Raw genomic sequence first — 15,376 nt, 5'->3', positions numbered from 1 at the left:
ACAGGCTCTTGTGAATAGGGCCTTCTGAGTGGCCCTTCTGCATGGGCCTTCTGAATGGCGCTCCGTCTCAGCCCGCCGGAGCTTCGTCCGCCCCGGCCGCCGCCAGCGCCTGTGCGAGCACGGCCGCGCAGTCGGTGACGGTGCCGCCGTCCAGTACCGCTCGTACGGAGAACTCCACCTGCCATTCCTGGCGGATGCGGGACGCGATCTGCGTGGCCTTGATGGAGTTGCCGCCCAGCGCGAAGTAGTCCTCGTGCGGGCCGACGGAGTCAAGGCCCAGCGTCTGCGCCCACAGTTCGGCCACCCGGCTCTCCAAGGGGGTGAGCGGTGTCGCCGGCCCATCGGCCGGAACGTTTCTCCTGGGCTCCGGCAGGGCCGCGTAGTCCAGCTTGCCATTGGCGGTCAGCGGCAGGGAGTCCAGCGTGACGAAGGAGTTGGGCACCATGTAGTCCGGCAGCGTCCGGCGCAGGAAGACCCGCCAGTCCTCCTCCGGGCGCTCGTCACCCGGGCGTATCACCAGGTAGGCCACCAGCCGCTGGTCGGCCCCGGCCCCTTCGGCGCCGTCGCGCACCTGTACGGCGGCGTCCTTGACGTCCGGATGCTCGCGCAGGGCGCTTTCCACCTCACCCGTCTCGATGCGCAGGCCCCTGATCTTGGCCTGTCCGTCCACCCGGCCCACGAAGTAGAGCCGTCCGTCGGGGCGCCTGCACAGCAGGTCGCCGCTCCGGTAGAGGCGGGCGTCGGGCACATCGGAGAAGGGGTCCGGCACAAAGCGCTCGGCGGTCAGCTCGGGCCGGTTCAAGTAGCCGCGGCCGACCTGGATGCCGCCGAGACACAGCTCACCGGGGATGCCGACCGGGACCGGCTGTCCGCTGCCGTCGAGCAGATGGAGCCGTACGCCGCGGACCGGCCGGCCGACCGACGGGGGCTGTCCGTCCGCCGAGCACTCCTCGACCGTGGCCCAGATGCTCGTCTCCGTGTGCCCGTACACGTTGAAGATCCGCCGGCCCGGGCACCACCGTTCGAGCAGCGCCGGAGAGATCGACTCGCCCCCGAGCACGATGCCGCGCAGCGCGGGCAGTCGCTCCGGCGCCTCCGGCGGGAGGGCGGCGAGCGCGGAGGGAGCCATGACCAGGAAGGTGATGCGCTCGCGCGCCAGCAGGTCGACGAGCCCCTGCCCCGGCATGACGTCCTCCTGGGAGGCCAGGCACAGGACCGCTCCCGCGCCCAGCGCCAGGAAGACCTCGAACACCGATGCGTCGAAGCTCGGGGACGCCCACTGAAGCACCCGGTCCTCGGTCCCGACGCCGAACTCGTCCCGCTGCGCCAGGCAGCTGTTCACCAGCCCGTCGTGGGTGATGAGCGCTCCCTTGGGCCGCCCGGTCGAGCCCGAGGTGTAGATGACGTACGCGAGGCTGTCAGGGCGGACGTCGCTGGACACGGGATCCGTGCTGTGCCGGTCGATCGCCTCGGTCTGCTCGTCCAGCAGCAGGGTACGGATGCCGAGCCCCGGCAGGTGCGCCTTGGCCGTGCTGCTCGTCAGGAGCAGGGACAACTCGGCGTCCCGGCTCATGAAGTCGAGACGGTCCTGGGGGTAGGCGGGGTCGAGCGGTACGAACGCGCCGCCGGCCTTCAGTACACCGAGCATCGCGACCACGAGGTCGATCGAGCGCTCCAGGCAGAGCCCCACACGGGCCTCGGGGCCGATGCCGTGCTCTTGCAGCAGATGGGCCAATTGGTTGGCGCGACAGTCAAGTTGACGGTAAGTCAGGAGGGTCTCGCCGAAGGTCACCGCCGGCGCGTCCGGAGTCAGCGCGGCCTGCTCCTCGAACAGTCGCTGGGCGCACACGCCGGGTGGCGTCGCCGCCGCGCCGGTGTTCCACTCGTCGAGCAACTGCCGCTCCCCACCGGTCAGCAGGGAGATCCGGCCGACCGGACGGGTGAGGTCGGCGGCCACCGTCTCCAGGATCGTGGCGAAGTGTCCCAGTACGCGCTCGACGGTGGCCGCGTCGAAGCGACCCGGGTCATAGCCGATACGCAGGCTGATCTCCTCGTCGGGGATGACGAGCACGGCCAGCGGATAGTTGGTGTGGTAGCGGTACTCCCCGCGCTGGACTTCCAGTTCGCCGGTACGGCGTCCCAGGTTCGCGATCCGCGGCACGTTGAGGATCGTCATGATGCTCTCGAACAGCGGCTCACCCGGTTCGGCATCGCTCCACTGCTGGACATCGGCCAGCGGGCTGGCCAGGAAGCCCCGCAGCCGTGTCTGCGCGGCCTGGACCTGGGCGCACGCATCGGCGAAAGGACGGTCGGGGTCCAGCTCCATGCGCAGCGGCAGGGTGTTGATGAACAGGCCGAGGGTGTCCTCGATCCCGTCCAGCTCGGTCGGCCGGTGCGTCTGGGTCATGCCGAACACCACGTCCGGCTGATCGGTGTACCGGCTGAGCAGCAGGCCCCAGGCGGTCTGGAGCACGGTGCTCAGGGTGAGCCGGTGCTCGCGGGCGAGTGTGCGCAGCGCGTCCCCGGTCTCCCGCCCGAGCACCAACGACACCTCGGGGTTCTCCCGGCCGGTGTCGGCCTCCGCCTGTCGGGCGTCGGTGTGCTGCGTACCGGCGTCGGCCACGAGCAGTGGTGCGGGCCTGAAGCCGGCGAGCTCGTCGCGCCAGAACTCCTCGGCGCGGCCCATGTCCTGACGGCGTACCCACTCCACATAGTCGTGGTACGGCCGCACGGCCCGGGAGGGCGGCTCCTGCCCCCGTACCAGCTGGTCGTACGAGGACAGCGCCTCCTCCAGCAGCATCAGCGCCGACCAGGCGTCGAGCAGGATGTGGTGGTAGCGGAAGACCAGGATGTGCCGCCGCTCGGCCACCCGCATGAGATGCAGCCGGAACAGGGGCGGGCGGTCCAGCCGGAATCCGCGGCGCCGGTCGGTGCGCAGGAAGTCCTCGAGCCGCTCCTCTACGCCGTCGCCATCCGGTACGGCGTCCCGCCAGTCGTGCCGCTCGATGCGCGCGGTGCCGGTGGCGTACACGACCTGCGCGGGCTCGGCGATCTCCTCCCAGTGGTAGGAGGACCGCAGGATCGTGTGCCGGTCGACGGACCGCTGCCATGCCCGCTCCAGGGCCTCGGCGTCCAGGTCGCCGTCGAGTGTCTGCACGATCTGGTCGACGTAGAAGGACGTGCCGGGGTCGGCGATGGTGTGGTACAGCAGACCCTGCTGCAGGGGCGAGAGGGGATGGACGCCCTCGATGCTCGTGGTCATCGGCTTCGCCTTTCTGTGTTGTCGTTGTCGGGGCCGTCGCCGGGGCCGTCGTCCTTGCCGTCGTCCGCCGCGGCGGATCCGATACGGGACAGCAGCCGCGCCAGGTCGTCCTCGGCCAGGTGGGAGTTGTGGACTTCGGTGCCCGCCGGCCCGTCCGCCGCCGGGGCCTGCTGCGCAGGAGCTCCGGCGTCGTCCGGAGCGGGATCGGTGCTCGCGGTGGCCGCCAGCTCCGCCACGGTCGGATGGGCGAAGAAGTCGGCCTCGGTGAGCCGGATGCCCGCCTGCTTGGCCCGGCTGATGATCCGCAGGCTGGTGATGGAGTCGCCGCCCAGCCGGAAGAAGTCGTCCTCGACGCCGATGGGGTGGATGCCCAGCAGCGATTCCCAGATGGCCACCAGCCCGGCCTCGGTCTCGTTCCGCGGGGCGAGGGCGGGACCGAGGTCGGCGGCGCGGTCATACACGGTCTGCCCGGCCGCGGACGGGGTGTTCCGGCGCTCTGCCGCGGACCGGCCCGTTGCCGTCGAGCGGCCCGTAGCGGACGCCCGCCCGCCGGCGGGCTCGCCGCCGTAGACGTACGCGTGCGGAATCCCGGCCCGCAGTACGTCCTCCAGGGCCCGGAACGCGGGCCCCGGTTCCAGCATCCCGAAGCCGCTCTCCCGCACCCGGCGCTCGGCCTGCGCATCCAGGGTCGCGACCATCCCGCTGCCGCTCCACGGCCCCCACGCCACGCTGGTCGCGGTCAGGCCGAGGGACTCCCGGTGGTGCGCGAGGGCGTCGAGGAAGGAGTTGCCCGCGGCGTAACCGCTCTGGCCACGGGAGCCCATCAGGGCGGCCACGGAGGAGTAGAGGACGAAGAAGTCCAGCTTCGCATCCTGTGTCAGCAGGTGCAGATTCCAGGCGCCGCGCATCTTCGGAGCCATCACCGCACGCATCCGCTCGGCGCTCTGCCGCTGGATGCTGCCGTCGTCGAGCACACCGGCCGCGTGGATCACACCGCGCAGCGGCGGCAGGGAGTCGTCCAGTTCGGCGAGCAGCTGCTGTACGGCAGGGGAGTCCGCGACATCCGCCCGGCGGACGAGGACCTGGACGCCTGCCCGCTCCCACTCGCGGATGCGACGGCCCGCGGCCTCCGAGGGAGCCCCGCGGCCGACCAGCACGAGGTGCTGGGCGCCACCGCTCACCAGCCAGTCGGCGGTGTGCAGGCCCAGCGCCCCGAGCCCGCCGGTCACCAGGTACGTGCCGTCGGGGCGGACCAGCTCCTCGTCCGCGGCGGTGCCCGGCGGGGGCGCCGTTTCCTGCGTACGGGCGACGTGCCGCCGGCCGCCGCGGAAGGCCACCTGTGCGTCGTCCGCGGCCCCGAGCCCCTCGGCGCACAGCGCCCCGGCATCACTCTCCACGACCCGCTCGTCCGGGTCGAGGTCGACGAGAACGCAGCGTACGTCGGGGTTCTCGGCGTTGGCGATGGCCGCCAGGCCCCAGAGTGGGGCGTGCGCGACCCGGACGGGGCGCTCGGCGGGCGACTGCGCCCCGCGGGTTGCCACCAGGACGCGGGCGGTGCGGCCGGCGCCGGACAGCTCCTGAAGCAGCATCAGCAAAGCAGCTGAACCGGCTTCTTGAGCCTGATCGAGGGAGTCGGCGGTGGGCTGCTCGCCCTCCGGCTCATCGAGCCCCCACAGGAACGCGACGTTCAACGGGTGTTCGCCGGCGGCCCGTTCCCGCACCGGCGCCTTGAGGTCCGGGTCGTCGTGGACACCGGCCGCCACCACGGTGACCTGGCGCCCGGCCGCGCGCAACTGTGCGGCCAGCGCGGCCCCGACACCCCCGCGGTCGGCCAGGACCAGCCAGTCCGCGGCGGACGACTCAGCTCCGTCAGAGACAAACTGATGCTCCGTCACCTCCCAGACGGGACGCCGTACGACCGCCGTCTCCCGGCGCAGCAGGGCCTCGCCCGACACACGGCGCAGCCACAGGCCGTCCATCTCCAGTACGGCGTTGCCGTCCTCGTCGAGCAGCAGCAGGTCGGCCACGACGGTGTCACCGTCCGGGCTCTGGTCCGGCCGCTCCTTGACGTGACACCACAGGGGCGCGGTCGGCGGCGCCTGGTGGAACCGCATGGCGTCCAGCCTGATGGGCACCCGTACGCCCAGCTCCGCATCCGTGTCGGCGGCCCAGACCAGGGCCACCACGGCCTGCACGCACGAGTCGACCAGTCCGGGCGGCAGGAGGAAGGGACCGTCCCGCTCGTCCCGCTCGGGCGGGCGCATCCGGATCAGCACTTCGCCGTGGTGACGGGTCACCTCGCTGATGTAGCGGAAGCCGGGGCCGAGGTCGGCGCCGTTCTCGCGCATCGCGGCGTAGAAGTCGGCGCCGTCGAGGCGCAGGCCGCCCTGCCGCGCCAGAAGCTCACGCAACTCGGGCAGGCGTACCGCCGTTCCCCGGGCCGGGGACACGGAAGCCGGCGACACCTCCAGCGTGCCCGTGGCATGGGTGGTCCAGCCCTGCCGGTCGGTCGTCCCGGCAGGCGCGCTGACCACTCGGAAGCTCCGGGGCGCCGAGGAACCGTCGCCCTCCATGATCAGCTGGATCTCCCGCTCGGCATCGTCCACGCTCAGCGCCTGCGGGAAGGAGACGCCTTCCAGCACCGCACCCGAGCCCGCGCGCCCTTGCACCGCAGCGGCCACCGTCATCGCCAGGTGGGAGGCCGCAGGGACCACCACCTCGCCGAAGAGGACGTGATCGGCCAGGAAGGCCGGCGAGTCCGTGGTGAACCGGCTCTGGTACACCGTGTCCCGCAGCGCCGGCGAACTCAGCCGGGTACCGGGGAAGACGGGCGTGCCCGTCGGCCGGGCGCCGCGCATCGTCCGCGTGTCCCGCCAGTAGCGCTTCCGCTCGAACGGATAGGTGGGCAGCGGTACCCGGTTGCCGTCGGAACCGGCGTGCACGGCCTGCCAGTCGACGTCGGCGCCGGCCGCGTACAGGCTCCCCAGGGTCCGCAGGACCTGCTGCCAGTCGTCGGTGTGCCGGGACAGCGAGGGCAGCCAGCGACGGTCCCTGCGGGAGTCCAGGCCCTGCTTGGTGACCAGACGGGTCAGAACGGGTTCCGGGCCGATCTCCAGGGCCGCGTCGAAGCGCCGGTCCAGGAGCGTACGGAGGGCGGGGTGGAAGCGGACGGCCTCGCGGGCGTTGCGCACCCAGTAGCCGTCCCGGGCCAGGTCCGCGCCGTGGAGCTGCTCGCCCGTGACCGTGGAGATGACCGCGATCGTCCCCTTGCGGTGTGCCACACCGGCCGCCAGGGTTCCGAACGGCTCCAGCATCGGGTCCATGAGCACGGAGTGGAAGGCGTGCGAGGCGTTGAGCCGCCGGGCGTCGACGCCGCTGTCGCGCAGTGCGCCGAGCAGCTCGTCCACGGCGCCGACGGGGCCCGAAACGACTGTCTGGTGCGGCCCGTTGACCGCCGCGACGCTCAGTCGGCCCGCGTACGGTGCGAGCAGCCCGGACACGGTCGGTTCGTCCGCCATGACGACGGCCATGCCGCCGTCGCCCGGCAGTTCGGACATCAGCCGGCCGCGTTCCGCGACCAGCGGCAGCGCGTCCTCCAGCCGCAGGATCCCGGCGGCGACGGCCCCCGCGAGCTCGCCGACGCTGTGCCCGAGGACGACGGAGGGCGTGATGCCCCACGCCTGCCACATGGACACCAGCGCGTAGGCCACCGAGAAGAGCGCCGGCTGCGCGTACTCCGTACGGTCGACCAGTGACCGGTCACCGTCCTGCGCGTACAGGACGTCGGTCAGGGACCACCCGTACCGCTCCCGCAGCACCTCGGCACAGGTGTCGATGGCCTGTCGGAAGACCGGCTGCCGGTCGTACAGGCCGGCGCCCATGCCGAAGTACTGGGACGCCTGGCCGGTGAAGAGGAAGGCGGTACGGAAGTCGCCGCCCAGGGCGCGGGAGGCGTCCGGTGTCTCGGACGGCTCCCAGGACGCGAGCTGTGCCTTCAGGTCCTCGGTGTCCGAGGCGACGAAGAAGGCGCGCTTGGCGAAGTGGGCGCGCCCGGTGTTCGCCGAGTACGCCACGTCCGCGCAGCCGGCGTCCGGGTACCGCTCCAGGTGAATCCGATAGCGCTCGACCAGGCGGCGCAGGGCGGGCCCGGTGCGGGCCGACAGCGCGACGGGGTGGTACGGCCGCTGCCGTTCCGCGGCGGGCTGCGACGCGACCGGCGGCGCCTCCTCGACGATCACATGGGCGTTGGTGCCGCCGATCCCGAAGGAGCTGACACCGGCCAGCCGTGGCCGCTCGCCGCGGCGCCACGGCCGGGCTTCGGTGGGCACGTCGAGCAGCAGGTCGTCCCAGGCGATCTGCGGATTGCGTTCCTGCAGGTGGAGATGGGCGGGAAGCTCCTCGTGGCGCAGGGACTGCACCACCTTCATGAGCCCGGCGATGCCCGCCGCCGCCTCGAGGTGTCCGAGGTTGGTCTTGACCGTGCCCATGAGCAGCGGGCGTTCGGCGGGCCGGCCCTGCTTGTACACGGCGCCGAGTGCGTTCGCCTCGATGGGATCACCGATCGGCGTGCCGGTGCCGTGGGTCTCGACGTAGTCGATGTCCGCCGGGCTGACCTGGGCGGCCTTCAGGGCGGCGGAGATCAGGTCCTTCTGGGCGCTGCCGTTGGGGACGGTGAGGCCGCTGCCGCGGCCCCCGTGGTTGACGGCGGAGCCCCGCAGCACCGCCAGCACCGTGTCCCCGGCGGCCCGGGCATCCGACAGACGCTTGAGCACGACGATTCCCGCGCCCTCGGCACGGGCGTACCCGTCGGCCGAGGCGTCGAAGGTGCGGCTGCGCCCTTGTGGCGAGAGCACCCCGGCCTGGGAGAGCGAGACGGTCATGTCGGGGGCGGCCATGACGTGGACGCCGCCGGCGAGCGCGAGGTCGCATTCGCCGGAGCGCAGGCTCTGCATCGCCAGGTGAACCGTCACCAGGGACGAGGAGCAGCCGGTGTCGACGGCGAGGGAGGGGCCGCGCAGGCCCAGGAGGTAGGACAGGCGCCCGGCAGCCGCGCAGAAGAGGTTGCCGGTGGCCATGTGCCCGTCGATCCGCGCGAGTTCACCGGTCTGGAGGAGCTTGTAGTCGTCGATGCCGATACCGACGAAGACACCGGTCTGGGTCCCCTCGAGCGCGGTGGGCGCCTGCCCCATGTGTTCCAGGGCCTCCCAGGCGACCTCCAGCAGCAGCCGGTGCTGCGGGTCGAGGGTTTCCGCCTCCCGCGGGGGGATGCCGAAGAACTCGGCGTCGAAGGTGTCGACGGAGTCGAGGAAGCCGCCGCGCCTGGTCCGCACGGTGCCGGGCGTCGCCGCCTCGGGGTCGTGCAGCCGCTCGGCGTCCCAGCGGCCTTCGGGCACCGTGGAGGTCGCGTCCGTACGGGACTTCAGCAGGTCCCAGAAGCGCTCGGGGTCGTGGGCTCCGCCGGGGAAGCGGCAGCCGAGGCCGACCACGGCGATCGGTTCGGTAGCCGGGCCGGCGGCGCGCTGCTGCCGGCGCAGCCGGTCCTCCAAGAGGGCCCGCTGGGACGCGGGGAGTGCCGCGATCCGGTCGGCGATGTTACTCATGCGTCTGGTCCCTTCCGGGCTCGTTTCCGATGGTGAGCTGGTCCAAGAAATGCGCTGCCTCGTCGGCGGAGAGCCGTTCCACCTCGGCCAGCAGCTCTTCGACGCCGTCGTCGCCGGGCGCTTCCTCCTCGCCCGGGGCGAGCGCGAGCTCGTCGAGCAGGTGGGCGGCCAGCGCCGTGCAGGTCGGATGGTCGAAGGGCAGCGTCCCCGGCAGGGTCAGCCGGTCGCCCAGGTCCTCGCGCAGGCGGGTCACCAGCTTCAGGTTCATCAGCGAGTCCAGGCCGAGCTGGAAGAAGCCGGTGTCGGGGTCCACGGCGTGGTCCGCCGCGAATCCGGCGACATCGGCCACCTTCGCGGCCAGGTATCCGACCAGGTGCTCCATCCGGTCCCCGGGGTCGAGCGCGGCCAGCCGGTCGGGCAGGGCGGACACGGTGTCCGCCGCGCCCTCGGCGCTGGTGGCGCCGGACGGGGCGTGCACCAGGGAGAACAGGTCACGACCCGCCGTGGCGGGCAGCCAGTCGTCGTACGCTTCCCAGTCGACCGAGTACACGCCCAGCTGCCGCGCCGGTCGTTCCAGGATCCGGTCGAGCAGGCGGGCACCCGCGGCGCGGGTGATCGTCCGGGCGCCGCGTTCACTCCAGCGGTAGCGGGCCGCGGCGGCCGAGTCCGTCATGCCGACGCCTTCCCACGGACCCCAGTTGACGCTCGTCGCGGGGAGCCCGAGCGACGCGCGATGGTGAGCCAGGGCGTCCAGTACGGCATTGGCCGCCGCGTAGTTGCCCTGCCCGGGCGAGCCGAGCACGGCGACGAACGAGGAGAACAGCACGAACAGGTCGAGCGGCAGGTCCCGGGTGCAGCGGTCCAAGTGGTGGGCGCCGGTCACCTTGGGCGCCAGCACGGCCCGGTAGCGGTCCCAGTCCTGCTGGAGCAGCGTTCCGTCGTCCAGGACACCGGCGGCGTGGAACACACCGCGCAGCGCGGGGCGCTGTCGGCCGAACTCGCTCACCACGCGCGCTACGTCCTCGGCACGGGTGACGTCGGCCTGCAGGACGTCCACGGTGGCGCCGTCCCCCGCCAGTTCCGCCAGTTCCGCGAGCGTGGCGCGGACCTCGGCGGACGGCGCGCGACGGCCGAGCAGCACCAAGTGCCGGGCTCCTGCGGAGACCAGCCATCGGGCGACCACCAGGCCGATACCGCCGAGTCCACCGGTGATCAGGTAGCCGCCGTCCGGGCGGATCGCGGCCGGTTGTACGGAACCGGGCGTCTCGCCGTCGGGCGCCAGCCGTACGACATGGCGGCTGCCGGCGCGGAGGGCGACCTGGTCCTCGCGGTCTCCTGCGAGGAGTTCGCGCACCAGCGCGTCCGCCGCCCGTACCGCGTCGTCCTGCGCCGGGTCGAGGTCCACCAACCCACCCCAGATCTCGGGGTGTTCCAGGGCGACGACCCGGCCGAAGCCCCACAGCGCACCGTGCGCCACGTTCCCCGCGGCCGGCCGCTCGCCCACGGGCTGTGCGCCCGAGGTGACCAGCCACAGCCGGGGCGCGGACCGGTCCGCCCAGGAAGCCAGCGCCTGCACCGTGGCCAGCGCCGGACGCAGGCAGCGTTCCAGGGCCTCCTCGTGCCCCGACTCCGCGTCGGCGTGGGCGAGTTGCAGCACCCCACGGCACGGCACGCCCGCCTCCCGCGCGGCCTGCCGCAGCGCCGCCGACAGCTCCTGCTCGCTGCCGGGTCCGGTCGGGGTCCGTATGAGGGCGCAACTCTGGCCGGCCGACCGCAGCGCCTGTGACACCGCGCGGGCGAGCGGGCCTTCCGGTTCGTCGGTCAGCACGATCCAGCCGCCGGGTCCCTCGCTCCGCACCGCCTTCGCGAGCCGCTTCTCGCGCCACACGACGCCGTGCAGCCACTCGTGCGCGTCCTCGGCGCGGGCCGGTGCGAGCCGCTGGAGGAGCTTGGGCAGCAGATCGGTCTCCGCGTCCGACAGGCCGCCCTGGCGGGCGATCTCGTCGGCCACCCGGTCCACGTCACCGCGCGCGAGCAGGTCCAGCATCGTTCCGGTGGGCTCCCGGGCGGTCAGCGGCGCCGGGTCGAGCCAGTACCGCTCGCGCTGCCAGGGGTAGTCCGGCGTGGTCACGAGCCGGCCGGGACGGGACCGCAGGGCCTTCCAGTCCACGGAATGCCCGTGGGCCCAGAGGGTGCCGGCCGCCTCCCGTAGCGTCTGCCGCTCCGCGCCCTCGCGACGCATGGTCGGTACGACGAGGCCCTCGTAGCCGCTCTGCTCCAGGCACTGGGACGCCGGGGCCACGAGCACCGGGTGCGGCCCGAGTTCCACGAACGAGCGGTGGCCTTGGGCGGCGAGCGCCTCCATCGCCGCCGAGAACCGTACGGGCTCGAAGATCGTCCGCGTCCAGTAGGCGGCGTCGAAGTGCTCTCCCGGGCGGAAGTCCGCGTCGATGGTGGAGAACACCGGTACGTCGCCGGGCCGCGGCGTGACGCCCGCGAGCAGGCGGCCCAGCTCCTCTTCGTACACCCGCATCTGGGGGCTGTGCGAGGGGTAGCCGACGCGGAGCAGCCGGCGGAAGACGGCCGGGTCGAGGTCCTCGAGCAGCGCCCGCAGGGCCTCGGTCGTGCCGCTCAGCAGTGTGGTGCGCGGGCCGTTGACGGCGGCGACGGACACACCCGTACGACCTTCCAGGAGGCGTGCCACGTCCTGTTCGCCCAGGCCCACGGCAGCCATCTGGCCGGTACCGGTCGCCCGCTGGAGGATCCGGCCGCGGTGGAGGGCGACGAGAAGTCCGTCCTCAAGGGTGAGCACCCCCGCGCAGTACGCGCCCGCGATCTCACCGGCGCTGTGTCCGATGACCGCGGCGGGCCGGATGCCCCAGGACCGCAGCAGCTCGGCCAGGCCCGCCTGGAGGGCGAACTGGACGGGCTGGGTGATCTCCGTGTCGTCGATCCGGGACGAGCCCTCGGGCTTGTGGAGCTCGGCGATCAGCGACCAGCCCGCCCGCTCGGCCAGCCACCGGTCGCACCGCTCCAGCACGTCCCGGAAGACCGGCTCACGGTCCAGCAGCTCGCAGCCCATACGGGCGGTCTGGGCGCCCTGGCCCGAGAAGAGGAAGACCGGGCCGGTCGGCCGGCGCCGGGCCTTGCCTGCCACCAGGCCGGCCGGCGCGCCGCCCGCCGCGAACTCGCCGAGCTGTGCGGCGAGTTCCGCGGACGAGGTGAAGACCGCCGCCGCGCGGTGTTCGTGGTGGTCGCGGGCGAGTGCGGCGGTGTGGCACAGGTCGTCGAGGTCGATGCGCCCGGTCTCGTCGAGCAACTTCTGTGTGTCGCGGGCGAGTTGGTGCAGCGCGGGAAGGGAGTGGGCGCTCAGCGGGAGGGTGCGTACGGCCCCGTCCTCCGCCACGGGTACGGCGATCCGCCGGGCGGCAGCGGGGAGTTCGGCAAGGTGCAGGTCTGCCCGGTGGACGCGGCGCCGGTCGATGTCCCGGCCCGCGCGGTACAGCTCGCCGAGGGTGTCCAGCATGGCCTCGCGCGGGTCCGCGCCACGGCGCTGGGACGGCAGGGCACGGGCCTGACCGCCGTGGTCCCCGGCGGTCACCGCCACCTGTCCGGTGAGGACGGCGTGCGGACTGACCTCCAGGAAATGGTCGTACTTGTCGTCCAGCAGCCGCTCGACCGCCTGCGCGAACAGCACCGGATCGCGCAGGTTGCGCACCCAGTACGCGGCGTCGAGCGCGGCGCCGTCCACGAAGTCCGCGGTCACCGAGGAAACGACCGGAACCGTGGCCTGCGACGGCCGGATGCCGGACAGGGCCTCGCGCAGCTCGGGCAGCAGCTGGTCACACTGTCCGCTGTGGGAGGCGACGCCCATGTTCACCCGCCGGCACCGGATGCCGCGCTCGCTCAGTTCGGCCAGGCAGGCGTCGAGCGCCATGGCGTCTCCCGAAACGACGGAGCTGCGCGTGCTGTTGGCGCCCGCGGCGTAGAGGCCGGGGTGGCCGTCGAGCACGCTGTCCATCTCGGCGAAGGGCAGGTCCACGACCGCCACGGCGCCCTCGCCCTCGATCCGGGCCATGAGCCGACTGCGCTCGCAGACGACGCGTACCGCGTCTTCCAGGCGCAGCGCGCCCGCCACATGGGCCGCCGCCACTTCGCCGAGGCTGTGCCCCACGACGGCGTCCGGCTCGATGCCCCACGAGCGCCACAGCGCCGCGAGTGCGACCTGGACGGCGAAGACGGCCGGCTGCATCACCGTTGTCGTGTCCAGCCGTGACTCACCGGCGCCCCGGTTCAGCTCCTCGACGACCGAGATCCCGGCGTGGGCGTGGATCAGGCGGTCGCATTCCAGCAGGGCCTCGCGGAAGACGGGCTCGGTGTGCAGCAGGTCCAGGCCCATGCCGCACCACTGCGAGCCCTGGCCGGAGAAGACGAAAGCGAGGCGCGGCGGGGTGCCGGGAGCGGTGTGGGAGCGGCCGGCGGCGATGCCGTCCAGCGCACCGAGGAGATCGTCCCTGGTGCGGACCGGTGCCGCCGCCCGGTAGGGGTGTCCGCTCAGGCGCAGGGCGGCGGTCGCGCACCAGTCGGGCACGGAGTGTGCCGGCTCCGTGGCCACCGCCTCGCGCAGCCCGTCCGCGGCCGCCCGCAGCTCTTCGGGGCTCGGGGCGGACAGTGCCAGCAGCTGTGCGTCGGGCGCGGGTGAACCCTCCACGACCACATGGCAGTTGGTGCCGCCGAAGCCGAAGGAGCTGAGCCCGGCGAGCATCCGCCCGCCGTCCGCGGGCCAGTCGGTGAGCGCGGTGGGGACCGCGAGCCGCAGCTCGTCGAAGGGAATGTCGGGGTTGGGCGCGTCGTGGTGCAGGGTCGCGGGGATGGCGCGGTGGCGCATCGCCAGGGCGACCTTGATGAGTCCGGCGATGCCGGCCGCCGCTTCCAGGTGGCCGATGTTGGTCTTCGCCGAGCCGATCAGCAGGGGCGCCTGTCCCGGGCGGCCCGTGCCCAGGACCGTGCCGAGCGCATGCGCCTCGATGGGGTCACCCAGCCGGGTTCCGGTGCCGTGCGCTTCCACGTACTGGACGTCGTGTACGTCGACGCCGGCCCGCGCGTACGCCGCTCGGAGCATGGCTTCCTGGGCCGCCGGGTTCGGCGCGGTGAGGCCGTTGCTGGCACCGTCGTTGTTGACCGCGCTGCCGCGGATCAGACAGTGGACGCGGTCCCCGTCGGCCAGCGCCGCCGAGAGCCGCTTGAGGACCACGATGCCGCCGCCCTCGCCCCGCACGTATCCGTCGGCGGAGGCGGCGAACGCCGCGGACCGACCGTGCGGGCTCATGGCGCCGAACTTGGACATCGCGGCGCTGCTCTCCGGCGCGAGGACCAGGTTGACGCCGCCCGCGAGAGCGAGCGTGCTCTCGCCGGAACGCAGGCTCTGGCAGGCCAGGTGTACGGCGACGAGCGAGGACGAGCAGGCGGTGTTGATGCCGATGCTCGGCCCCTGGAGGCCCAGGGTGTACGAGACACGGGCCGGCACGATGCTCGGCTCCTGGCCCGTGGCGGTGTGCTGCTGGATGTCGTCCAGACCGCGCCCGGCGAGCCGTGCGTAATCGCTCCACAGGGTGCCCAGGAAGACGCCTGTGCTGCCGTCACGCAGGGAGGCGGGCGGTATCCCGGCGTCCTGCAGGGAGCTCCAGGCGAGTTCGAGTGAGAGTCGCTGCTGGGGGTCCATCTGGGCGGCCTCGCGTGGCGAGATGCCGAAGAACTGCGGATCGAACTTGTCGACGTCGGACAGGAAGCCGCCGCGGCGGGTGCTCATCCTGCCGGGCTTGTGCGGGTCCGGGTCGTACAGTGCCTCGGCGTCCCAGCGCTCGGCGGGTATGCCGGTGACGGCGTCGGTGCCGGAGCGCAACAGCTCCCAGTACGCCGCGGCGTCCGGGGCGCCGGGGAACCGGCATGCCAGGCCCACGACGGCGATGGGCTCGTCGGACGGTACGGCGTCGCCGGTGCCGGTCGGCGCCGAGGGATTCACCGGGGTGTCCGGGCCGCCGGCGAGGGCGCCGGCCAGGCTGGAAATGGTCGGAAAATGCCAGGCGACCGTGGAAGCGAGGGGCCTGCCGAGCCGCTTGGCCAGCTGCGCGGTAAGGGCGGTCATCCCGGCGGAATCCATACCGAGGTCCCGGAACTGAGTGTCCAGGTCGGCATCACGGACCGCCCTGCCGAGCTCACTTCCCATTTTTTGCCGCAGCCAGTCCGCGATTTCATCGACGGTATTCACAACCGCATCCCCCAATACATGAAAAATAGAAAGCAGCTACCCATGGACACGGCCAGGAGCAGTAGAGATCGCTCTGCTTCAAAACGCCCGTACGGGCATGGCGAAAACCTCGCACCGAAACGGAATAACCATCGCTCCGGCAACCTGTCGAGGTCGCGGATCAAGATCAACTAATTAATAACCCGGGATTGGTGAACAGTCAACTCAGTTTGATGGCTGGAGTGTGCAACCACACATGCGCGCCCT

At 72.5% G+C, this 15,376-nt stretch carries 3 protein-coding genes; all 3 read right to left on the bottom strand.

Annotation, left to right across the window (positions count from 1 at the left end):
- Window positions 1-67: 67 nt before the first annotated feature.
- The 3 genes from FCH28_RS25325 to FCH28_RS25315 are packed head-to-tail and all read right to left on the bottom strand — an operon-like array spanning window position 68 to window position 15,130.
- Entirely contained in the window at window positions 68-3,262 is a 3,195-nt protein-coding gene (locus FCH28_RS25325) for a non-ribosomal peptide synthetase (protein ID WP_136742446.1), read from the bottom strand.
- Window positions 3,259-8,862 (bottom strand): type I polyketide synthase, encoded by a 5,604-nt coding sequence (locus FCH28_RS25320; RefSeq protein WP_136742445.1) that lies wholly within the window; start codon window positions 8,860-8,862, stop codon window positions 3,259-3,261. Before FCH28_RS25320 ends, FCH28_RS25325 begins: the two co-directional genes overlap by 4 nt.
- The gene (locus FCH28_RS25315; RefSeq protein ID WP_136742444.1) at window positions 8,855-15,130 is read right to left on the bottom strand and encodes a type I polyketide synthase; all 6,276 of its coding nucleotides are present in this window, start codon (window positions 15,128-15,130) and stop codon (window positions 8,855-8,857) included. Before FCH28_RS25315 ends, FCH28_RS25320 begins: the two co-directional genes overlap by 8 nt.
- Between the last annotated feature and the right edge of the window lie 246 nt (window positions 15,131-15,376).

This window comes from Streptomyces piniterrae, assembly GCF_005048155.1.
Taxonomy (GTDB): Bacteria; Actinomycetota; Actinomycetes; order Streptomycetales; family Streptomycetaceae; genus Streptomyces; species Streptomyces piniterrae.
Note: the sequence above shows the minus strand (reverse complement) of the source record. Positions and strands in the feature narration are given on the sequence as shown.